Consider the following 18521-nt stretch of genomic DNA (forward strand, 5'->3'; position numbering starts at 1 on the left):
AAAAACAGAAAGTGTCCAGTATCATTCTTTTATTTTTACTCTAATACAGTCAGAAGGAGCCGGTAAAATGACAAAATATATTTTTGTAACAGGTGGAGTAGTATCTTCAATAGGCAAAGGAATTGCCGCAGCATCTCTAGGGCGTTTATTAAAGAACCGAGGATTGAAGGTGACCATTCAAAAATTTGATCCTTATATTAATGTTGACCCAGGAACAATGAGTCCTTATCAACATGGAGAAGTTTTCGTAACAGATGATGGGGCTGAAACTGACTTAGACTTGGGTCATTATGAACGATTTATTGATATCAATTTAAATCAATATTCGAATGTAACTACGGGTAAAATATATTCTGAAGTGATACGCAAAGAACGTAAAGGGGAATATTTAGGAGCAACCGTTCAAGTTATTCCACATATTACCAATGAAATCAAAGAAAAAATTATGCGTGCAGGTCAAACAACAGACTCTGACATCGTGATAACCGAGGTTGGCGGTACAGTAGGAGATATCGAATCGCTTCCTTTCTTAGAAGCCTTACGTCAAATGAAAAGTGATGTAGGTGCAGATAATGTTATGTATATCCATACAACATTGATTCCCTATTTAGGTGCAGCTGGTGAAATGAAGACAAAACCAACGCAACATAGTGTGAAAGAATTACGTGGGTTAGGGATTCAGCCGAACTTGCTAGTGATTCGTACAGAAAAACCTGTTCCACAAAGTTTGAAAGATAAATTAGCTTCATTTTGCGATGTGAATCCAGAGGCTGTTATTGAATCACGTGATGTAGACACGTTGTATTCTATTCCATTAAATTTACAAAAACAAAACATGGACCAAATTGTTTGTGATCATTTGAAAATTGATGCACCACCTGCAGATATGTCAGAGTGGATTGCGTTAGAACAAAAAGTATTGCATTTATCTAAGAAAACAAAAATTGCATTAGTTGGAAAATACGTTGAATTACCTGATGCTTATTTATCAGTTATTGAATCTTTAAACCATGCAGGATATGCTGTAGATTCTGAAATTGAAGTAGAATGGATCAATGCTGAGGAAGTTTCACCAGAAAATGTTGAAAGTAAATTAAAAAATGCAGATGGAATTTTAGTTCCCGGTGGATTTGGTGATCGCGGTCTAGAAGGCAAAATCTTAGCAATTCAATACGCACGTGAAAATAAAGTGCCGTTCTTAGGAATCTGTTTAGGTATGCAATTAGCATGTGTAGAATTTGCACGCAATGTTGCAGGTTTAGAAGGTGCGCATTCAGCAGAAACTGACCCAGAAACACCATATAACATTATTGATTTGATGCTAAATCAAAAAGATGTGGTCAATATGGGAGGGACATTGCGCCTAGGGTTGTATCCATGTAAATTAAAACCAGGTTCTGTAACAGCTCAAGCCTATGACAATGTTGACGTTGTTCAAGAACGTCACCGTCACCGTTACGAGTTCAATAATGAATACCGGACGATGCTAGAAGAAAAAGGTTTAGTCTTTTCAGGTGTGTCACCAGATAATCGCTTAGTTGAAATTGTTGAGTTATCTGACCACCCATTTTATGTAGCGTGCCAATTCCATCCAGAATTTGTCTCACGTCCGAATCGCCCACAAAAACTATTTTTAGGTTTTGTAAAAGCAGCATTAAGCAACTGATAGCAAATGGGACATGAAAACTGGTTAAGTTTATAATAAATCTAGATATTTTCATGTTTTATTGTTATAATAGCATCGTTGACTAAGAGTATCTTAGTAAATAAAAAGATTTCCTTAAGGAGGAAAAAATATATGAGTCGTTTAGTTAGTATGACAGATATGTTAAATAAAGCTTTAGAAGGTAAATATGCTGTAGGTCAATTCAACATCAACAACCTTGAATGGACACAAGCTGTATTAGAAGCTGCTGAAGCAGAAAAATCACCAGTTATTTTAGGTGTTTCTGAAGGAGCAGGAAAATACATGGGTGGCTCTAAAGTTGTAGCTGCAATGGTTGAAGCTTTAATGGAAACAATGAACATTACAGTTCCAGTTGCATTACACTTAGATCACGGTTCTTCTTTTGAAAGCTGTAAAGCTGCAATTGATGCTGGTTTTTCATCAGTAATGATTGATAACTCTGCATTTGTAATTGACAAAAACATTGAAGAAACTAAAAAAGTTGTAGAATACGCTCATTCAAAAGGCGCATCAGTAGAAGCAGAAGTTGGAACTGTTGGTGGAACTGAAGATGGCGTTACTGGTGGAGTAAACTACGCAGACGCTCAAGAATGTCTACGTATGGTAACTGAAGCTAAGATCGATGCTTTAGCTGCTGCTTTAGGATCAGTACATGGTGATTATGAAGGCGAACCTGTTCTAGGTTTTGACGAAATGAAAATTATTTCTGACTTAACTAAAGCTCCTCTAGTATTACATGGTGGATCTGGAATCCCAGAATTCCAAATTAAAAAAGCTATTGAAAATGGTCACTCTAAAATTAATGTTAACACTGAATTACAACAAGTTTGGACAAAAGCTGTACGTGAAAAATTAAACACTGACGATAAAGTTTATGACCCACGTAAAGTTATTGCACCAGGTAAAACTGCAATTGTTTCTACAGTTAAAGAAACTATGCAAAGATTTGGATCTTCAAACAAAGCTTAATTAAATAACGAAAAAGTCCTTGCCTTTTAGGCAAGGACTTTTTTGTTTGGTTAAAAGATATAGTAATTGTAAGTTGTTTTGAGTTATAGTAAGATTGAATTAGCCTGTTTAAATAGAGAAAAAAGGCTGGAATTACTAAACTCGTTATCGAAATAGAGTTGATTAAGTTCGATAAAATTAATTCGTTAAATTAGGGCATTTAAGCGGCGATAAAAACTCGGTTGATTGTCCGCTGATTCAAGAAAATTAGCTTTTTAGAAGAAAAAATGGAGGTATAACATGAAGAAATTAATCATTAATGGTGGGAAAAAGTTATCAGGAGAAGTGACTATCAATGGAGCGAAAAATAGTACAGTTGCTTTGATACCAGCTGCGATATTAGCCGATTCACCTGTTGTTTTAGAAGGTGTACCAGATATCCAAGATGTCCATTCATTAATTGATATTCTGAATGTAATGAAAGTAGAAACTACTTTTGATGGCTCAACGCTGACTATCGATCCAACAAATATGGTTTCTATTCCAATGCCAAATGGAAAAATAAAAAGTCTACGTGCTTCTTATTATTTTATGGGGGCTTTACTGACTAAATTTGGACAAGGGGTAGTTGGACTACCAGGAGGCTGTTTCTTAGGACCTCGCCCTATTGATCAACATTTAAAAGGATTTCGTGCTTTAGGAGCCACTGTAGATAATGAAATGGGAGCCATGTATTTAAGAACAGATGAAAAAGGTTTAGTTGGAACAAGACTGTATCTAGATGTGGTATCAATTGGTGCAACAATTAACGTCATGCTAGCCGCAGTGAAAGCAAAAGGGAAGACAATTATTGAAAATGCAGCGCGCGAGCCGGAAATTATTGATGTGGCAACGTTGTTAAACAATATGGGAGCAAAAGTAAGAGGTGCTGGTACAGATATTATTCGGATAGACGGAGTCGATGAGCTTCATGGGTGTAGGCACACAATTATCCCGGATCGTATTGAAGCTGGAACTTACTTATCTATGGCAGCCGCAGCTGGGTCAGATGTTCTTGTGAAAAATGTTATTGTAGAGCATTTGGAAGGACTAGTAGCCAAACTGGAAGAGATGGGCGTGCCAATGGAAATTGGAGAAGACAGCATCCGAGTAAAAGAAGCCACTCATTTAAAAGCGATAAATGTAAAAACACTTCCTTATCCTGGATTTGCGACAGATTTACAACAACCGTTAACTCCTCTGTTATTAAAAGCAACCGGAACTTCTTTAATTACGGATACAATTTACCCTAAACGCGTTAAACATATACCAGAATTGGTACGAATGGGTGCAAAAGCCCGTGTTGAAAGCGATATGATTTTAATTGAAGGACCAATAAAACAGTTGCAAGGCGTGGAAGTAGAAGCAAGTGACTTAAGAGCAGGAGCGTGTCTTGTGACCGCGGGCTTAATGGCAGAAGGAACAACAACGATTACTGGAGTTGAAAATATTTTACGGGGTTACGATCATATCGTAGAAAAATTAACAGCTTTAGGTGCAGATGTCCAAATGATTGAAGACGATAACAAATAGGAGTTAACTAATATGAGTGATTTATTAACATTGACCGAATTAGAAATGAAAACGTTAAAAGAAATTTACAATTATGCAAAAGACCTAAAAATTCCTTATTACAGTCAAATGAACAAAAAGGAATTAGCATTGGCTGTTATCCGAGCACAAGAAGAAAAACAAGGATTCTTTATTGTCGAAGGTGTGTTGGATATTATGGCTCAACAAGATTTTGGCTTTTTGCGCCCAATCAATTACACACCAAGTAAAGAAGATATTTATATTTCTTCTTCTCAAATCAAACGATTTGGTTTAAGAAATGGGGATAAAGTATCCGGTAAAGCAAGACCACCTAAGCCATCAGAGCGTTACTATGGGTTAATGCATGTAAATCTCGTAAATGGAAAAGATCCAGAAGATGCAAAGGAACGACCTCATTTCCCTGCACTAACACCGCTTTATCCTGAAAAACAAATCACTCTTGAAACGTCACAAACAAAAATTTCAAATCGAATGATCGATATTTTAGCTCCTGTAGGTTTTGGTCAGCGTGGATTGATCGTTGCGCCTCCAAAAGCCGGAAAAACAATTCTGTTGAAAGAAATTGCCAATGGAATCGCTGAAAATTATCCTGATGCTGAATTGATCATTTTACTGATTGACGAGCGTCCAGAAGAAGTGACGGACATTGAAAGAAGTGTTAAAGGAGAAGTTGTTTCTTCAACTTTTGATCAGCAACCACAGAATCATGTGCGTGTAACAGAATTAGTGTTAGAAAGAGCTATGCGATTGGTAGAAGATAGACGTGACGTTATTATTTTAATGGATAGTATTACGCGATTAGCGCGTGCCTATAACTTGGTTCTTCCACCAAGCGGTAGAACATTAAGTGGTGGGTTGGATCCGGCAGCGTTGTATCGACCAAAACGCTTTTTCGGAGCAGCGAGAAATATTGAAGAAGGTGGCAGCTTAACAATTTTAGCAACTGCTTTAGTAGATACTGGAAGTCGCATGGATGACATGATTTATGAAGAATTTAAAGGAACTGGGAATTCTGAACTGCATCTATCGAGAGAACTTGCAGAACGCCGTATTTTTCCAGCTATTGATATCAAAAAATCTAGTACACGAAAAGAAGAACTTTTGTTGGAAGATAGCCGATTAGATATGATTTGGAAATTGCGCCATACAATGACAGGAGATGCCTTAGATTTAACAGATCAATTTATAAAAGCCTTACGCAAATCAAAAAACAACGAAGAGTTTTTTGAGAATTTCACGGATAAAACCATCACTAAAACAAGAAATACTAGAAATTCTCAGCGCTAAAAGTGGTTTTTTTTCAGTTGGAAATTTAATAAAAAATGTTGCTTTGAATTGGGAAATATGTTATTATGCTAATGTTGTCTAAAGACAAAAATTAACTCTGATACAGCAAATGCATCAGGGCATAAGGAGAGATTTATATATGAAAAAAGCAATTCACCCAGAATACAGACAAGTTGTATTTATGGATACTACTACAGGATATAAATTTTTATCAGGATCTACTAAAAATTCAAGCGAAACAGTTGAATGGGAAGACGGTTCTACTTACCCAATGATCCGTGTCGAAATTTCATCTGACTCACACCCGTTCTATACAGGACGTCAAAAATTCACACAAGCAGACGGACGTGTGGACCGTTTCAACAAAAAATATGGTATTGCAGATGCAAACAAACAAGAAGAAGAAGCAAAATAATTTTTTCTTTCAAAAAGAGCGCAGGACAATTTGTCCCACGCTCTTTTTTTGTTTACTTAAAAGCTTTTTTCAGATGTATTGAGAAAGGTGTTCATAAATTTTCAATAAAATAAATAATAAAAGTTTGAATTTTTATAACAAACGTAATTGTCATGGTACTGTCTTAATAGAACGGTTACATAGCTTTTTTGTAACCAGAATATTATCTAAATGATACAGATTAGTTGGTGTATAAGTAGTACAATGAAGAAGAGAAAAAGACAAGGGGAGAAATGTATAGTGCCTTCAGAATCTACTTATGTTCATTTAGATACTATTGCAAATGCTGTATTGAGTAAAGGCATCACGATGGATGAATACAAAGATGCCGTTAAGAAACCGCCTAAGAATATTTTATTGCTAAATGCTCCTAAAGGTATTGGGGAATATGACCCTCATACTGGTTTTCGCATGATTCGAGGAATAGCAAAAATTCAAGAATACTTCGAGCAAAGCCAACATACAATCGATACTCCTCCTAAATGGATTGATTTCGAAAGTGTTGAATTAATGAGGCAATTATCCCCCGTTGAGATTTCTGAGTTATTATATATTGCACATGCCCATACACATTTGCACTCACCTTTCTATTATAAATTACAAAATAATTATATCCATTTAACCTTACCTAAAGGAATGACCAAAGTGTATTACCGGAATTTAGATCGGTTTTATAATGTTTTGTCGGTCAATATAACAAACAACCTAGAAAAAAAAGTAAATGAGAAAAAAAATGTGTTTCTTTTCAAAAAAGTGAAAAAAATTACGTGTATTCCAGTTTCTAAAGTTAAGGATATGTTCCCATTGCTCAAAGAAGGCGTTGTTTTTTCCTTTAAAAATCTAACAATAAAACAAGAAGTATATGAGATTCCTGTTTACTTAGCAGAAGATCGTTTAAACTTTGTTGATCGCGATTTTCTAGAGAAAAATTTATTAGGTAACCTGTGTTTTAGTGAAAAAAACCAAAAATGGTTTTTCAAAGAAGTCAAAAACATACAATCGCTATAAGAAAAGTCCTATGAGGTAACTAAACAGACTACGCTGTTGTAACGCTATAACAGAGTAATCGGATAAGTTGCACAAAGGGCTTTTTTTGGAATGTTTAAAAATAATATACACGTTAGATAAGAATAGTTGTTTCTAATAGGTGTGCTATTTTTCTGTAAAAAAATATGTTACAATAATTTTTGAATTATAAAGAATCTGAGGTAAATATACCTAAGTAAATTCGGAGGATAACTAAAATGAAAATCTTTCTAGTATATGGAGGAAAGAGTGCAGAACACGATATTTCAATTCTGACTGCCTTTTCTATTATTAAAGAAGTATATTATGATTACTATGAAGTGCAACCTATATATATTACAAGAAGTGGTCAATGGATAAAAGGTGCAATTGTTAAACAAGCAAGCGATATTGTGGCTTCAGATGCCTTAAAATTAGCTGTTTCGGATAACGTACAATTTGCAGTTGATGACAATCAACAATCGCAAGGTATGATTATCCAACCTTCTGATTTAAAAGAAGAAGATGCTGTTATTTTTCCAGTTTTACATGGACCTAATGGAGAAGATGGAACAGTTCAAGGGTTATTTGAAGTTATCAGTATGCCTTATGTAGGCGCTGGTGTCTTAGCAAGTGCTTGCGGTATGGATAAAATTATTAGTAAGCAACTCTTTCAACAAGCTGGTTTACCACAAGTCCCTTATGTGCCAGTAAGAAAAGCTGAATGGCTAAATGATAAGGAAATTGTTTTCAAACAATGCGAAGGTACTTTATTTTATCCAATGTATATAAAACCGGCAAATCTTGGATCAAGTGTTGGAATCAGCAAAGCCGAAAACCGTGATGAATTAATTGCCGCAATTGAATTAGCTTTGCGTTATGACCGGAGAGTTGTTGTTGAGCAAGGAATTGAAGCTAGAGAAATTGAAGTCGCTGTTTTAGGAAATGACGATATTCATATTTCAGTTCCTGGAGAATTAGTGAAAAGCGTTGACTTTTATGACTATGAATCGAAATACATCAACAATGACGTAGTGCTACAAATACCTGCATTAATTTCTGAGGATGTTAATGCGCGTTTGCGCGAATACGCAGTACGTGCTTTCCAAGCGCTAGATGGAAGTGGCTTGAGTCGGTGTGATTTCTTTTTAACAAGCAATGATGAAGTATTTATCAATGAAGTAAATACTATGCCAGGTTTTACGCAATTTAGTATGTATCCTACTTTATGGAAAAATACTGGATTAAATTACGGTGATTTAGTTGAGGAATTGATTCAATTAGCTTTAAGAAGACATCAAGAACGACTGTCTTTTCAAAATGAAAATCATGAGCAATAAAACTTGTTGCTAGAAATAGAGGCTGGGATACGTTTTCCGGTCTCTATTTCTTTCAAAACAGATAGTGTTCAGTGATTTATTAAACTTAAAAGGAGCGTAATTATGATTTCTTTAACGATAAAAGAAATTGCAGCAGCAGTTGGAGCGTTAAATGATACCAGCATGTGGTCTGATCAAGAAATAATTTCAGTTGATTTTGATACTCGGAAATTAGTAAAAGAATCGTTATTTGTGCCATTAATAGGAAATAATGATGGACATCAGTTTATTTTAAAAGCCATTGAAAATGGAGCTAGAGCTTCTCTATGGAGTAAATCATTAAAAGATTTGCCGTTTGAAGTGGCAGCTGATTTTCCTGTCATTCAAGTGGAAGATACATTAAAAGCTTTACAAGATTTGGCTAAATTTTATTTAACTAAAGTCAATCCAAAAGTTGTTGGAATTACAGGAAGCAACGGAAAAACGACTACAAAAGATATGACGGATGCAGTATTATCTAGTCAATATCGGGTGCATAAAACACAAGGAAACTTTAATAACCACATAGGTCTTCCAATAACGATTCTTGAAATGCCGATAGATACTGAAGTAGTTATTTTAGAAATGGGAATGAATCATGCTGGAGAAATTAAAGTGTTATCAGATCTAGCGGAGCCAGATGTAGCTATTATAACCATGATTGGTGAGTCACATATTGAGTTTTTTGGATCGAGAGCGGGTATCGCGGATGCCAAAATGGAAATTAGTTCAGGCTTGAAAGAGAATGGTGTATTAATTTATCCAGGTGAAGAACCGTTACTGCAAGAAAGAGTCACTTTTTTGACAGATAAACAATTAAAAACATTTGGAACAGCTGCTGAAAATGATTTATACCCATTAAATATAGATGCACAAATGAATCAAACTAGTTTTACGACAAATGAAACCCCTGATATGACGATAAGTTTGCCTGTATTAGGAACGTACAATGTAAACAATGCATTGGCCGCATTGATGGCAGGAATAGTTTTAGGTGTACCTATCCAAAAATCAGCTCCAAAACTTGCCAAATTTCAGTTAACTAAAAATAGAACGGAATGGTTGGTTGGAATAAATGGGAGTCGTATTTTAAATGATGCTTACAATGCGAATCCCACTGCTATGAAAGCTGTGTTAGATAATTTTAGTACTTTTGAAAACGAAGGTAAGAAAATTGTGATTTTAGGTGATATGTTAGAATTGGGAGAGCATTCTTCAGAGTTGCACTTAAGCATTAAGGAGTCTCTAAATCCAAACCAAATCAAAAAGGTTATTCTTTACGGTGAGGAAATGAGTGTACTTTATGAATCTTTACAAGAAACGTTCGCAAACGACAACCTTTTTTACTTTACTGGTGACAAAGAACCGCTGATTCAACTGGCAAAAGAACAAATCGAGCCTGGAGATTACGTGCTCATAAAATCAAGTTTAGGTACAGATTTACTTTCTGTTGTAAGGGCACTACAAGATTAATATAAAAATATGTCTAAAGACTGAGTGACTAATCAGAAAAAATTGCTATACTATTACAAACGAATAAATTAGGAGGTTTAATTAGCATGAATACACCTAGAAGAGAAGTTTCTAATCAAGCAGTAGATACAACAAGTTTGTCTAAATTTTTTGCTTCAATATATATTTATATGACATTAGGTTTATCAATAACAGGTATAACTGCTTTTTATGCATCGCAAAGTTCATTTATCTTGAACTTGGTATTTGGTACTCGATTCGGAATGTTAGCTTTTTTTATTGCTGAGATAGCGTTAGTTATGAAGTTAGCTTCGAATGGGGCTAAGTTAAGATCGGCAAGTGCGTCAATCATTGGTTTTATTGCCTTTGCAGTTATCAATGGAATTACACTATCTTCTATTTTCCTAATGTATGATCTAGGGAGCATTGGGGCTGCATTTATCTCCACAGCTGCATCTTTTGCAGGTATGAGTTTAGTCGGGTTTACAACTAAAAAAGATTTAACAACTTTAGGAGGACAATTAAGAGGTGCGTTAATCGGTTTGATTATTGCTATGTTAGTGAATGGTTTCTTCCTGAAAAGTGGCCCAGCTGATATGGTGTTATCCTTTATTACTGTTGTCATCTTTATCGGCTTTACAGCTTATGATACCCAAAAATTAAAAGATCTTTATACGCGCTATTCAGGCGAACAAAATTTAGGTGCGTTAGCTATTAGTGGAGCATTGAGTTTGTATCTAGACTTTATTAATATCTTTATTGGATTGTTACGTATTTTTGGTGGCGGAAGAGATTAATGATAGACCGCTTCAAGTAGTTAAAAGAAACTAAAAGAGAGGTGAAAAACCTTTTTTTAGTTTCTTTTTTTGTAGAGAGTTCTATCAAAGATTATGTCAATAAGATGAGCAAAAAGATTGTGAAAGCGCAGACTAAAGCAAGTGAACTCATAGAATCGAAAGAAAAAGCTTAAAGGAAACGTGTTCATAAAAACAATAGGCCAAATCAATTGATAAACAAAAATATACATGATAGAATGGTTTAGATTGAAGAATAATCTTTAATAAAAAATGAAGCCATCGAGGGTTTTGTGAAACTAGATAAGCAGATAAACTTGGAAAAAATTCAAGTTTTTTATATGAAATGAAAAACTTGGTGTACATTCGACCGAACGAACATCGAGTTTTTATATGGAGTTACAGCAAACAGGTGCATTGATTAAACTAATGAAGGTGCCTGTATTTCGCAAAAATCTCTCTTTAAGGTTTTAAAATTGGGAGGAAATATATTGAAATTTTCAGAATTAGGATTAGCACCTGAATTATTAAAATCAGTAGAACGTTTAGGATTTGAGGAAGCAACACCAATCCAAGGACAAACGATTCCACTAGCACTTGAAGGAAAAGACGTTATTGGGCAAGCACAAACAGGAACAGGGAAAACGGCAGCATTTGGTTTACCAATGTTACAAAAAATTGATGTAAACAACCGTAATGTACAAGGATTAGTTATTGCACCAACTCGTGAATTAGCTATCCAAACACAAGAAGAATTATTCCGTTTAAGCCGCGATAAAAAAGTCCGTGTTCAAGTAGTTTATGGTGGAGCTGATATCAGTCGCCAAATCCGTGCTTTAAAAGATGCACCACACATTGTTGTTGGTACACCAGGTCGTTTATTAGACCATATCAAACGTAAAACGTTGAAATTAGGACATGTTGAAACACTAGTTTTAGATGAAGCGGATGAAATGTTGAATATGGGATTCATCGATGACATTGAAACAATCATTCATGAAGTTCCAGCTGAACGTCAAACATTGTTATTCTCTGCTACAATGCCACCAGCTATCAAACGCATTGGTGTAAGATTTATGAAAGAACCTGAACATGTTCAAATCAAAGCAACTACAATGTCAGATAGTTTAATTGAACAATTTTTTGTACGTTGTAAAGACTTCGAAAAATTTGATATTATGACTCGTTTATTTGATGTTCAAACACCAGAATTAACAATTATTTTTGGTCGTACAAAACGTCGTGTAGATGAATTAGCTCGTGGATTAGAAGCTCGCGGATACCGCGCAGAAGGAATCCATGGCGACCTTTCTCAACAAAAACGTATGAGCGTTTTAAAAGCTTTTAAAACAGGTAAATTAGATGTTTTAGTAGCAACTGACGTAGCAGCTCGTGGATTAGATATTTCCGGAGTTACACACGTATATAACTATGATATTCCTCAAGATCCAGAAAGCTATGTTCACCGTATTGGACGTACTGGTCGTGCAGGAAAAGAGGGTGTTTCTGTAACATTTATTACACCTAATGAAATGGGATATTTACGTGTTATTGAAGACTTAACTAAAAAAGCAATGACACCATTGCGTCCACCAACAAATGCTGAAGCTTTTGAAGGACAAATTAAAGCGTCAATTGACGAAGTAGGTTCTATTGTTGATGCTAATGGCTTGGATCGTTATGAAAAAGCTGCTGCACAATTATTAGAAACTTATACAGCTGAAGATCTTGCTGCTGCATTCTTGAAGAGTGTAACAAAAGATGCTGATGAAGTTCCAGTTAAAATTACTCCAGAGCGTCCATTACCTGGTCGTAAAGGCGGAAGTCATGGCGGCGGAAGCAATCGTGGCGGAAGTAGCAGTAAAGGTGGATACCGTGGCGGAAGTAGCCGTAGTGGAAAACCTTCTGAACGTCGTGGTGGCGGTAACGCAAGCTCAAGTGCAGGCGGAAAATGGAATAAAGATTCAAAACGTAGCGGAAGCGACAGCCGTCGTAAAGACAGTCGTGGAAAGTCTACTGATAACCGTCGTAATGCAGGCGGAGAACGTAAATTTACTATTCGTGATAAAGACTAAATTAGTTAAAAAAGATCAAGACAATTGTCTTGGTCTTTTTTGTTTTTTCTACTACCTACTATTTGAGACTTAAATACACCGCTGAGCTACAAGCAAACCTATTCCTCTCGAATGGTAAGTATGAACTAAATTCGTCTATTCACACTAAGAATTATAGAGTCTGTAAAAAAATGAGTATTTGATTTAAAATAGATCATTAGCAAGTGGAAATAATTACCTTTTACAAGTGACACAATAAATATTGTTTGATAAGATTAGCTTAATATTATAGAATATAACTTACGTGAGTAAGAAAATTGATAAAGGCATAAAAGAGGTGTGTAACATGATCGTAGGTATCGGGTTAGATATAGCAGAAATCACTCGTATAAAGGAAGCTTATTTAAAAAGAGAAACTTTTTCTAGCCGAGTACTTACTCCAGCAGAAATGGAAATTTTTTCTAGGCTAAAAGGTAATCGTCAAATGGAGTTTTTAGCTGGGAGATATGCAGCGAAAGAAGCTTTTTCAAAGGCGATGGGAACAGGAATTGGGAAGTTGGGTTTTCAAGATATTGAAATAATACCAGATAATTATGGTAAACCTGTAGTTGAAAAATGTCCTTTTCAAGGAAATGTATTTCTTTCCATTACTCACACAGATACAATTGTTGCCGCACAAATTATTTTAGAAAAATAGAAAAGGGGAAACGAGGAAACGAAGCAACCGTTTAATAGGGATTTCGTCATACATATAATTGTTTTAAAGTTTTTAAGTGGAAATTTAATTGGAGTAATTCCAGTTAGAAAACAATGAAATAGGTTAGTTAACGCCTTAAGGTACCTAAAGATAAAATCAGATTTGTCTATAAAGTGAAATTTGATTTTTTATTAAGGTTGCGGTTTCAATGATTATCATTTCATGTTACCATGTTCTTGAAGTGAATCCTTTTTATGGGGTATGAAAAGGTAATCTTTTAGGAGGTATGGGGTAATGGATGAAAATGATAACATAATGAAAGTTAATTTAGCGCCAGGAGTATACAAAGTAGTTAAAGAATATTGCTCTATTGCAAATATTGATGAAAATGAATTTGTTAATTCGGTTATGAATTATTTTTTAGAAGAGAATTTAATAGTCTATGATACCATGCGTAAAGGATATGCAGAGATGTCTCGTATCAATCTTGATATTTGTGATGAATTTGAAGTTTGTGAAAAAGAGGTCGGTGCCCAATTCTAACCAGGTGTTATAAGGAGGAAAATACCTATGGTAAGACGGGGAGAGATTTATTACGCTGATTTATCGCCAGTTGTAGGTTCGGAACAGGGTGGGATGCGACCAGTTTTGATTATTCAAAATAATGTAGGCAACCATTACAGTCCAACCGTTATTATCGCAGCAATAACAGCTAAAATCCAAAAGGCAAAGATGCCTACCCATGTTGAGATATCAGCAGAAGAGTATAATCTTGAAAAAAATTCTGTTGTCTTATTAGAACAAATAAGAACAATTGATAAACAACGATTACGTGAAAAAGTGACTCAATTAGACTTTAAAATGATGAAAAAAATTGATGATGCCTTGGCGATAAGTGTTGGATTATCAGGTCAGGTGTAAAAAAATAAATAATATGTGGCATTCGTGAATGAACGAATGCTTTTTTTTTACTTTTTTCAAACAAATTGAAAAACTAAGTGTTAAGTGGTATGCTATGAAGGTTGTAAAAACGTGGTTCGTTGACCATCCCACGAAAAAAAACTAGGAGGAATAAAATGAAAATTAAAAGTTTAGTAATAAACGCAGTAGTTGCAGCGCTATACGTGGCGATTACTGCGTCATTAGCCTTTACGTCTTTTGGTGCAATTCAATTTCGCGTCGCGGAAATGTTGAATCATTTAGCCGTATTTAATAAAAAATACATTATAGGGATAGTTGGTGGAGTTTTGATATCCAATCTTATTTTTTCACCTATGGTTATTTATGACTTAGTATTTGGTGTTGCGCACACACTGATTTCACTGCTTATCATGAGTGGACTAACGAGAAGGATAACGAACGTTTGGGTAAAAATGAGTGTAAATACAATTGTTTTCACTATTGGCTCAGCGCTAATAGCATGGGAATTATATCTAGCGTTGCAATTGCCGTTTTGGTTTAGCTACTTAACTGTTGCGATTGGAGAACTGGTTGTAATGGGGATTGGTATGCCAGTTATGATCTATATTGATAAAAAAATTCATTTTAATGAAAGAATAGAAAGATAGAAAAAAGCTAAATGCATCAGCATTTAGCTTTTTTTAACGAATAAACGGCTTAACCAATATTCTTTAAATCTTCTATTTCAACAACACGAAAGCCTCGTTTGCTTAGAGAAGCAGATAATTGCTTAACGACATCTTTTGTAACGCCAGACTCTAAAGTGATCATAGTGCGACGAACTAATTCATCTTGTTCAACGTCTAATGTGATACAACTTGAAATAGAACAATAGCGACTAATGATTTTTGTCATATTTGCTAAATCGCCTTTTAGACCAGTTGAAGCAATGGTTAATACATAGCTACCTGTGTTAACATTCCATGATTGTTGCAACATATTTAGTAATGAACTATGGGTTAAAATTCCGTAAAAGCGATTATCATCATCTAGTACAGAAATATAAGGCAATTCTTTAATTGAGAAAAAGACTTTAAAGAAGGATGCGTTTATAGAAATGAATTTTGTAGCATTTTTTAATAAATGCGTCACTGGTAAATTCATATCTCCACCGTTAGCTTTATGACGATAGATATGCATTTTGTAAATATTTCCTCTAAAGATTGTTCCCGTTTCATCTAAGATAGGTACACATCGAAAACCTGAATTTTCAAGTATATCGATAGCTTCTTGAAGGGTTACAGTTTCGTTTACTGTAGTTAGTTTCTTTTTAGGAATGCAAAGTGATTTTATAAGCATGTTTGTATATCCTCCTTTAAGGATTGGTTTATTTAATTTGATAATAACATATAGTAGATAAGGTATCCAATGCTTTTAGAAATGGATGAAGAAATTCTTTAGAGATCTAAAGCAGATAGATAATAGTAAGATTAACTTGTCTGAAAGTAAATGGCATTCTATAATAAAAAAAGAATTCAATAAATAAGTGAAATGAAAAGTGGGGGAAGCGTAATGAGAAATGAAATGATGTATCGACCAGTTGTAGATAAAGAAGTAGTAGAGTTTCTTCGAAAGGAACAAAAACCCCTTAAAGGAAGACTTGGAGAAATTGAGCGTCAAGCGAATGTGGATGGTGTGCCCATTATTCCTCATGAGACAGTAGTATTCTTAAACGTGTTATTAAATCAAATAAAACCAAAACAAATTTTAGAGATTGGAGCAGCAATCGGATTTTCGTCAAGCTTAATGGCGCAACATGTCGGTGATGAAGGCCATGTCACGACGATTGATCGTTATGACGTAATGATTCAAAAAGCAAGAAAAAATTATGAAGATCTGGGCTTAACGGATAAAATTACTTTGTTAGAAGGTCAAGCAGCGGACATACTTTCTACTTTGGAAGGACCTTATGATTTAATTTTTATGGATAGCGCAAAATCAAAGTATTATGACTTCTTTCCGGATTGTATGCGACTGTTAAAAAAAGGTGGTATGTTAATCGTTGATGATGTTTTACAAGGTGGGACTATTTTAGCACCTAAAGAAGAAATTCCGAAAAATAGAAGAACGATTCATCGTAAATTAAATGCGTTTTTAGAAGTAGTAATGCAACATCCGTCTTTAGATTCAAGTATTGTACCTTTAGGAGACGGTTTGTTAATGGTAGTAAAACAAGACGAGACTGACTTTTCGTATATGATAGAGGATAAAGTATAAAAAAAGAGGGCATTTCAATAAAAAAATAGTTTAATAGCTGCTTTTTAATTGAAATGCCTGTATATTTTAAAAAAGCAAGTATTTAGTATTGACGAAAAAGAAAATTCTTGGTATATTAGAACACGTTGTTACAGAATGTAGCAATGATAAAAAAGAAATTCGAAAAAATGTTGACAAGTGTAATAAAGAAATGTTATTATACTGAAGTCATCAGAAATACATTGTAGCGGTTACATGAATAATTATACATTACAACAAATAATTATTTAAAAACTGTTGACAACTTATTTTGAAGGTGATATACTTCAGTAGTTGTCAGATGAACAGATTGACCTTTGAAAACTAAACAAAGTAAGACGAACCAAATGTGAGGGTGACTCAGCAGTGCTGAGTCAACAGTAACAAAATAGTGAATAATTATTCGCTAGCAATTCAATAATGAGCTTCAAGCATCATTTTATATGAGAGTTTGATCCTGGCTCAGGACGAACGCTGGCGGCATGCCTAATACATGCAAGTCGAACGCTTTAATTTCACCGGGTGCTTGCACCCATCGAAGTTAAGGAGTGGCGGACGGGTGAGTAACACGTGGGTAACCTGCCCATAAGAGGGGGATAACATTCGGAAACGGATGCTAATACCGCATATTTCTAATCGTCTCCTGACGAATGGAAGAAAGGTGGCTTCGGCTACCGCTTATGGATGGACCCGCGGCGTATTAGCTAGTTGGTGAGGTAATGGCTCACCAAGGCGATGATACGTAGCCGACCTGAGAGGGTGATCGGCCACACTGGGACTGAGACACGGCCCAGACTCCTACGGGAGGCAGCAGTAGGGAATCTTCCGCAATGGACGAAAGTCTGACGGAGCAATGCCGCGTGAGTGAAGAAGGTTTTCGGATCGTAAAACTCTGTTGTTAGAGAAGAACAAGGATGAGAGTAACTGCTCATCCCCTGACGGTATCTAACCAGAAAGCCACGGCTAACTACGTGCCAGCAGCCGCGGTAATACGTAGGTGGCAAGCGTTGTCCGGATTTATTGGGCGTAAAGCGAGCGCAGGCGGTTCTTTAAGTCTGATGTGAAAGCCCCCGCTCAACCGGGGAGGGTCATTGGAAACTGGAGAACTTGAGTGCAGAAGAGGAGAGTGGAATTCCACGTGTAGCGGTGAAATGCGTAGATATGTGGAGGAACACCAGTGGCGAAGGCGACTCTCTGGTCTGTAACTGACGCTGAGGCTCGAAAGCGTGGGGAGCAAACAGGATTAGATACCCTGGTAGTCCACGCCGTAAACGATGAGTGCTAAGTGTTGGAGGGTTTCCGCCCTTCAGTGCTGCAGCTAACGCATTAAGCACTCCGCCTGGGGAGTACGACCGCAAGGTTGAAACTCAAAGGAATTGACGGGGACCCGCACAAGCGGTGGAGCATGTGGTTTAATTCGAAGCAACGCGAAGAACCTTACCAGGTCTTGACATCCTTTGACAATCCTAGAGATAGGACTTTCCCTTCGGGGACAAAGTGACAGGTGGTGCATGGTTGTCGTCAGCTCGTGTCGTGAGATGTTGGGTTAAGTCCCGCAACGAGCGCAACCCCTATTATTAGTTGCCAGCATTCAGTTGGGCACTCTAGTGAGACTGCCGGTGATAAACCGGAGGAAGGTGGGGATGACGTCAAATCATCATGCCCCTTATGACCTGGGCTACACACGTGCTACAATGGATGGTACAACGAGTCGCAAGGTCGCGAGGCCAAGCTAATCTCTTAAAGCCATTCTCAGTTCGGATTGCAGGCTGCAACTCGCCTGCATGAAGCCGGAATCGCTAGTAATCGCGGATCAGCACGCCGCGGTGAATACGTTCCCGGGTCTTGTACACACCGCCCGTCACACCACGAGAGTTTGTAACACCCGAAGTCGGTGAGGTAACCCTTTTGGGAGCCAGCCGCCTAAGGTGGGACAGATAATTGGGGTGAAGTCGTAACAAGGTAGCCGTATCGGA

Annotated in this window: 16 protein-coding genes, 1 rRNA gene and 1 riboswitch; of the genes, 16 read left to right on the forward strand and 1 reads right to left on the reverse strand. The window is 36.3% G+C overall.

The window, feature by feature from the left end; genetic code table 11:
* The first annotated feature begins 67 nt into the window (after positions 1–67).
* From BP18_RS12005 to BP18_RS12070, 14 genes are all read left to right on the forward strand, one after another.
* Positions 68–1666, forward strand: a complete 1599-nt coding sequence (locus BP18_RS12005; protein ID WP_029277212.1) for a CTP synthase — start codon at positions 68–70, stop codon at positions 1664–1666.
* Positions 1667–1798: 132 nt separating this feature from the next.
* Entirely contained in the window at positions 1799–2656 is an 858-nt protein-coding gene (gene fba, locus BP18_RS12010) for a class II fructose-1,6-bisphosphate aldolase (RefSeq protein WP_007721677.1), read from the forward strand.
* 279 nt (positions 2657–2935) lie between these two features.
* Positions 2936–4207 carry a UDP-N-acetylglucosamine 1-carboxyvinyltransferase gene (locus tag BP18_RS12015; RefSeq protein WP_029277214.1) on the forward strand — a complete coding sequence of 424 codons (1272 nt, stop codon included), beginning with the start codon at positions 2936–2938 and terminating at the stop codon, positions 4205–4207.
* Positions 4208–4219: 12 nt separating this feature from the next.
* A complete protein-coding gene (gene rho / locus BP18_RS12020; protein ID WP_007721674.1) occupies positions 4220–5515 on the forward strand; it encodes a transcription termination factor Rho in 1296 nt (431 codons plus the stop codon).
* Between the two features lie 139 nt (positions 5516–5654).
* On the forward strand, positions 5655–5930 hold the full coding sequence (locus BP18_RS12025) for a type B 50S ribosomal protein L31 (protein WP_007721673.1): 276 nt from the start codon (positions 5655–5657) through the stop codon (positions 5928–5930).
* Between the two features lie 279 nt (positions 5931–6209).
* Positions 6210–6977, forward strand: a complete 768-nt coding sequence (locus tag BP18_RS12030; RefSeq protein ID WP_007721672.1) for a hypothetical protein — start codon at positions 6210–6212, stop codon at positions 6975–6977.
* 236 nt (positions 6978–7213) lie between these two features.
* On the forward strand, positions 7214–8314 hold the full coding sequence (locus BP18_RS12035; protein WP_007721670.1) for a D-alanine--D-alanine ligase: 1101 nt from the start codon (positions 7214–7216) through the stop codon (positions 8312–8314).
* Between the two features lie 102 nt (positions 8315–8416).
* Positions 8417–9805, forward strand: coding sequence for a UDP-N-acetylmuramoyl-tripeptide--D-alanyl-D-alanine ligase (locus BP18_RS12040; protein ID WP_007721668.1), 1389 nt, complete (start codon positions 8417–8419; stop codon positions 9803–9805).
* An 86-nt stretch (positions 9806–9891) separates the two neighbouring features.
* Positions 9892–10602, forward strand: coding sequence for a Bax inhibitor-1/YccA family protein (locus BP18_RS12045; protein WP_029277217.1), 711 nt, complete (start codon positions 9892–9894; stop codon positions 10600–10602).
* 488 nt (positions 10603–11090) lie between these two features.
* Positions 11091–12674 (forward strand): DEAD/DEAH box helicase, encoded by a 1584-nt coding sequence (locus tag BP18_RS12050; protein WP_007721664.1) that lies wholly within the window; start codon positions 11091–11093, stop codon positions 12672–12674.
* A 325-nt stretch (positions 12675–12999) separates the two neighbouring features.
* Positions 13000–13350 carry a holo-ACP synthase gene (gene acpS, locus BP18_RS12055; protein ID WP_007721662.1) on the forward strand — a complete coding sequence of 117 codons (351 nt, stop codon included), beginning with the start codon at positions 13000–13002 and terminating at the stop codon, positions 13348–13350.
* Between the two features lie 294 nt (positions 13351–13644).
* The gene (locus BP18_RS12060) at positions 13645–13893 is read left to right on the forward strand and encodes a hypothetical protein (RefSeq protein WP_007721660.1); all 249 of its coding nucleotides are present in this window, start codon (positions 13645–13647) and stop codon (positions 13891–13893) included.
* 27 nt (positions 13894–13920) lie between these two features.
* A complete protein-coding gene (locus tag BP18_RS12065; RefSeq protein ID WP_007721658.1) occupies positions 13921–14271 on the forward strand; it encodes a type II toxin-antitoxin system PemK/MazF family toxin in 351 nt (116 codons plus the stop codon).
* A gap of 105 nt (positions 14272–14376) precedes the next feature.
* A riboswitch (PreQ1 riboswitch) is annotated at positions 14377–14422 on the forward strand.
* A gap of 4 nt (positions 14423–14426) precedes the next feature.
* Entirely contained in the window at positions 14427–14918 is a 492-nt protein-coding gene (locus BP18_RS12070; protein WP_007721654.1) for a QueT transporter family protein, read from the forward strand.
* A gap of 49 nt (positions 14919–14967) precedes the next feature.
* Here BP18_RS12070 and cbpA read toward each other — a convergent pair whose 3' ends face one another.
* Positions 14968–15609: a cyclic di-AMP binding protein CbpA gene (cbpA, locus tag BP18_RS12075; RefSeq protein ID WP_007721652.1), complete on the reverse strand. Its 642-nt coding sequence runs from the start codon at positions 15607–15609 to the stop codon at positions 14968–14970.
* A 213-nt stretch (positions 15610–15822) separates the two neighbouring features.
* Here cbpA and BP18_RS12080 point away from each other — a divergent pair, with 213 nt between their 5' ends.
* Both BP18_RS12080 and BP18_RS12085 read left to right on the forward strand, forming a co-directional pair.
* On the forward strand, positions 15823–16527 hold the full coding sequence (locus BP18_RS12080; protein ID WP_007721649.1) for an O-methyltransferase: 705 nt from the start codon (positions 15823–15825) through the stop codon (positions 16525–16527).
* A gap of 457 nt (positions 16528–16984) precedes the next feature.
* Positions 16985–18521 (forward strand): 16S ribosomal RNA (locus tag BP18_RS12085); the annotation flags it as partial.

Origin of the sequence: Carnobacterium jeotgali MS3 (genome assembly GCF_000745125.1) — a bacterium.
In the GTDB taxonomy this organism is placed as follows: Bacteria; Bacillota; Bacilli; order Lactobacillales; family Carnobacteriaceae; genus Carnobacterium_B; species Carnobacterium_B jeotgali.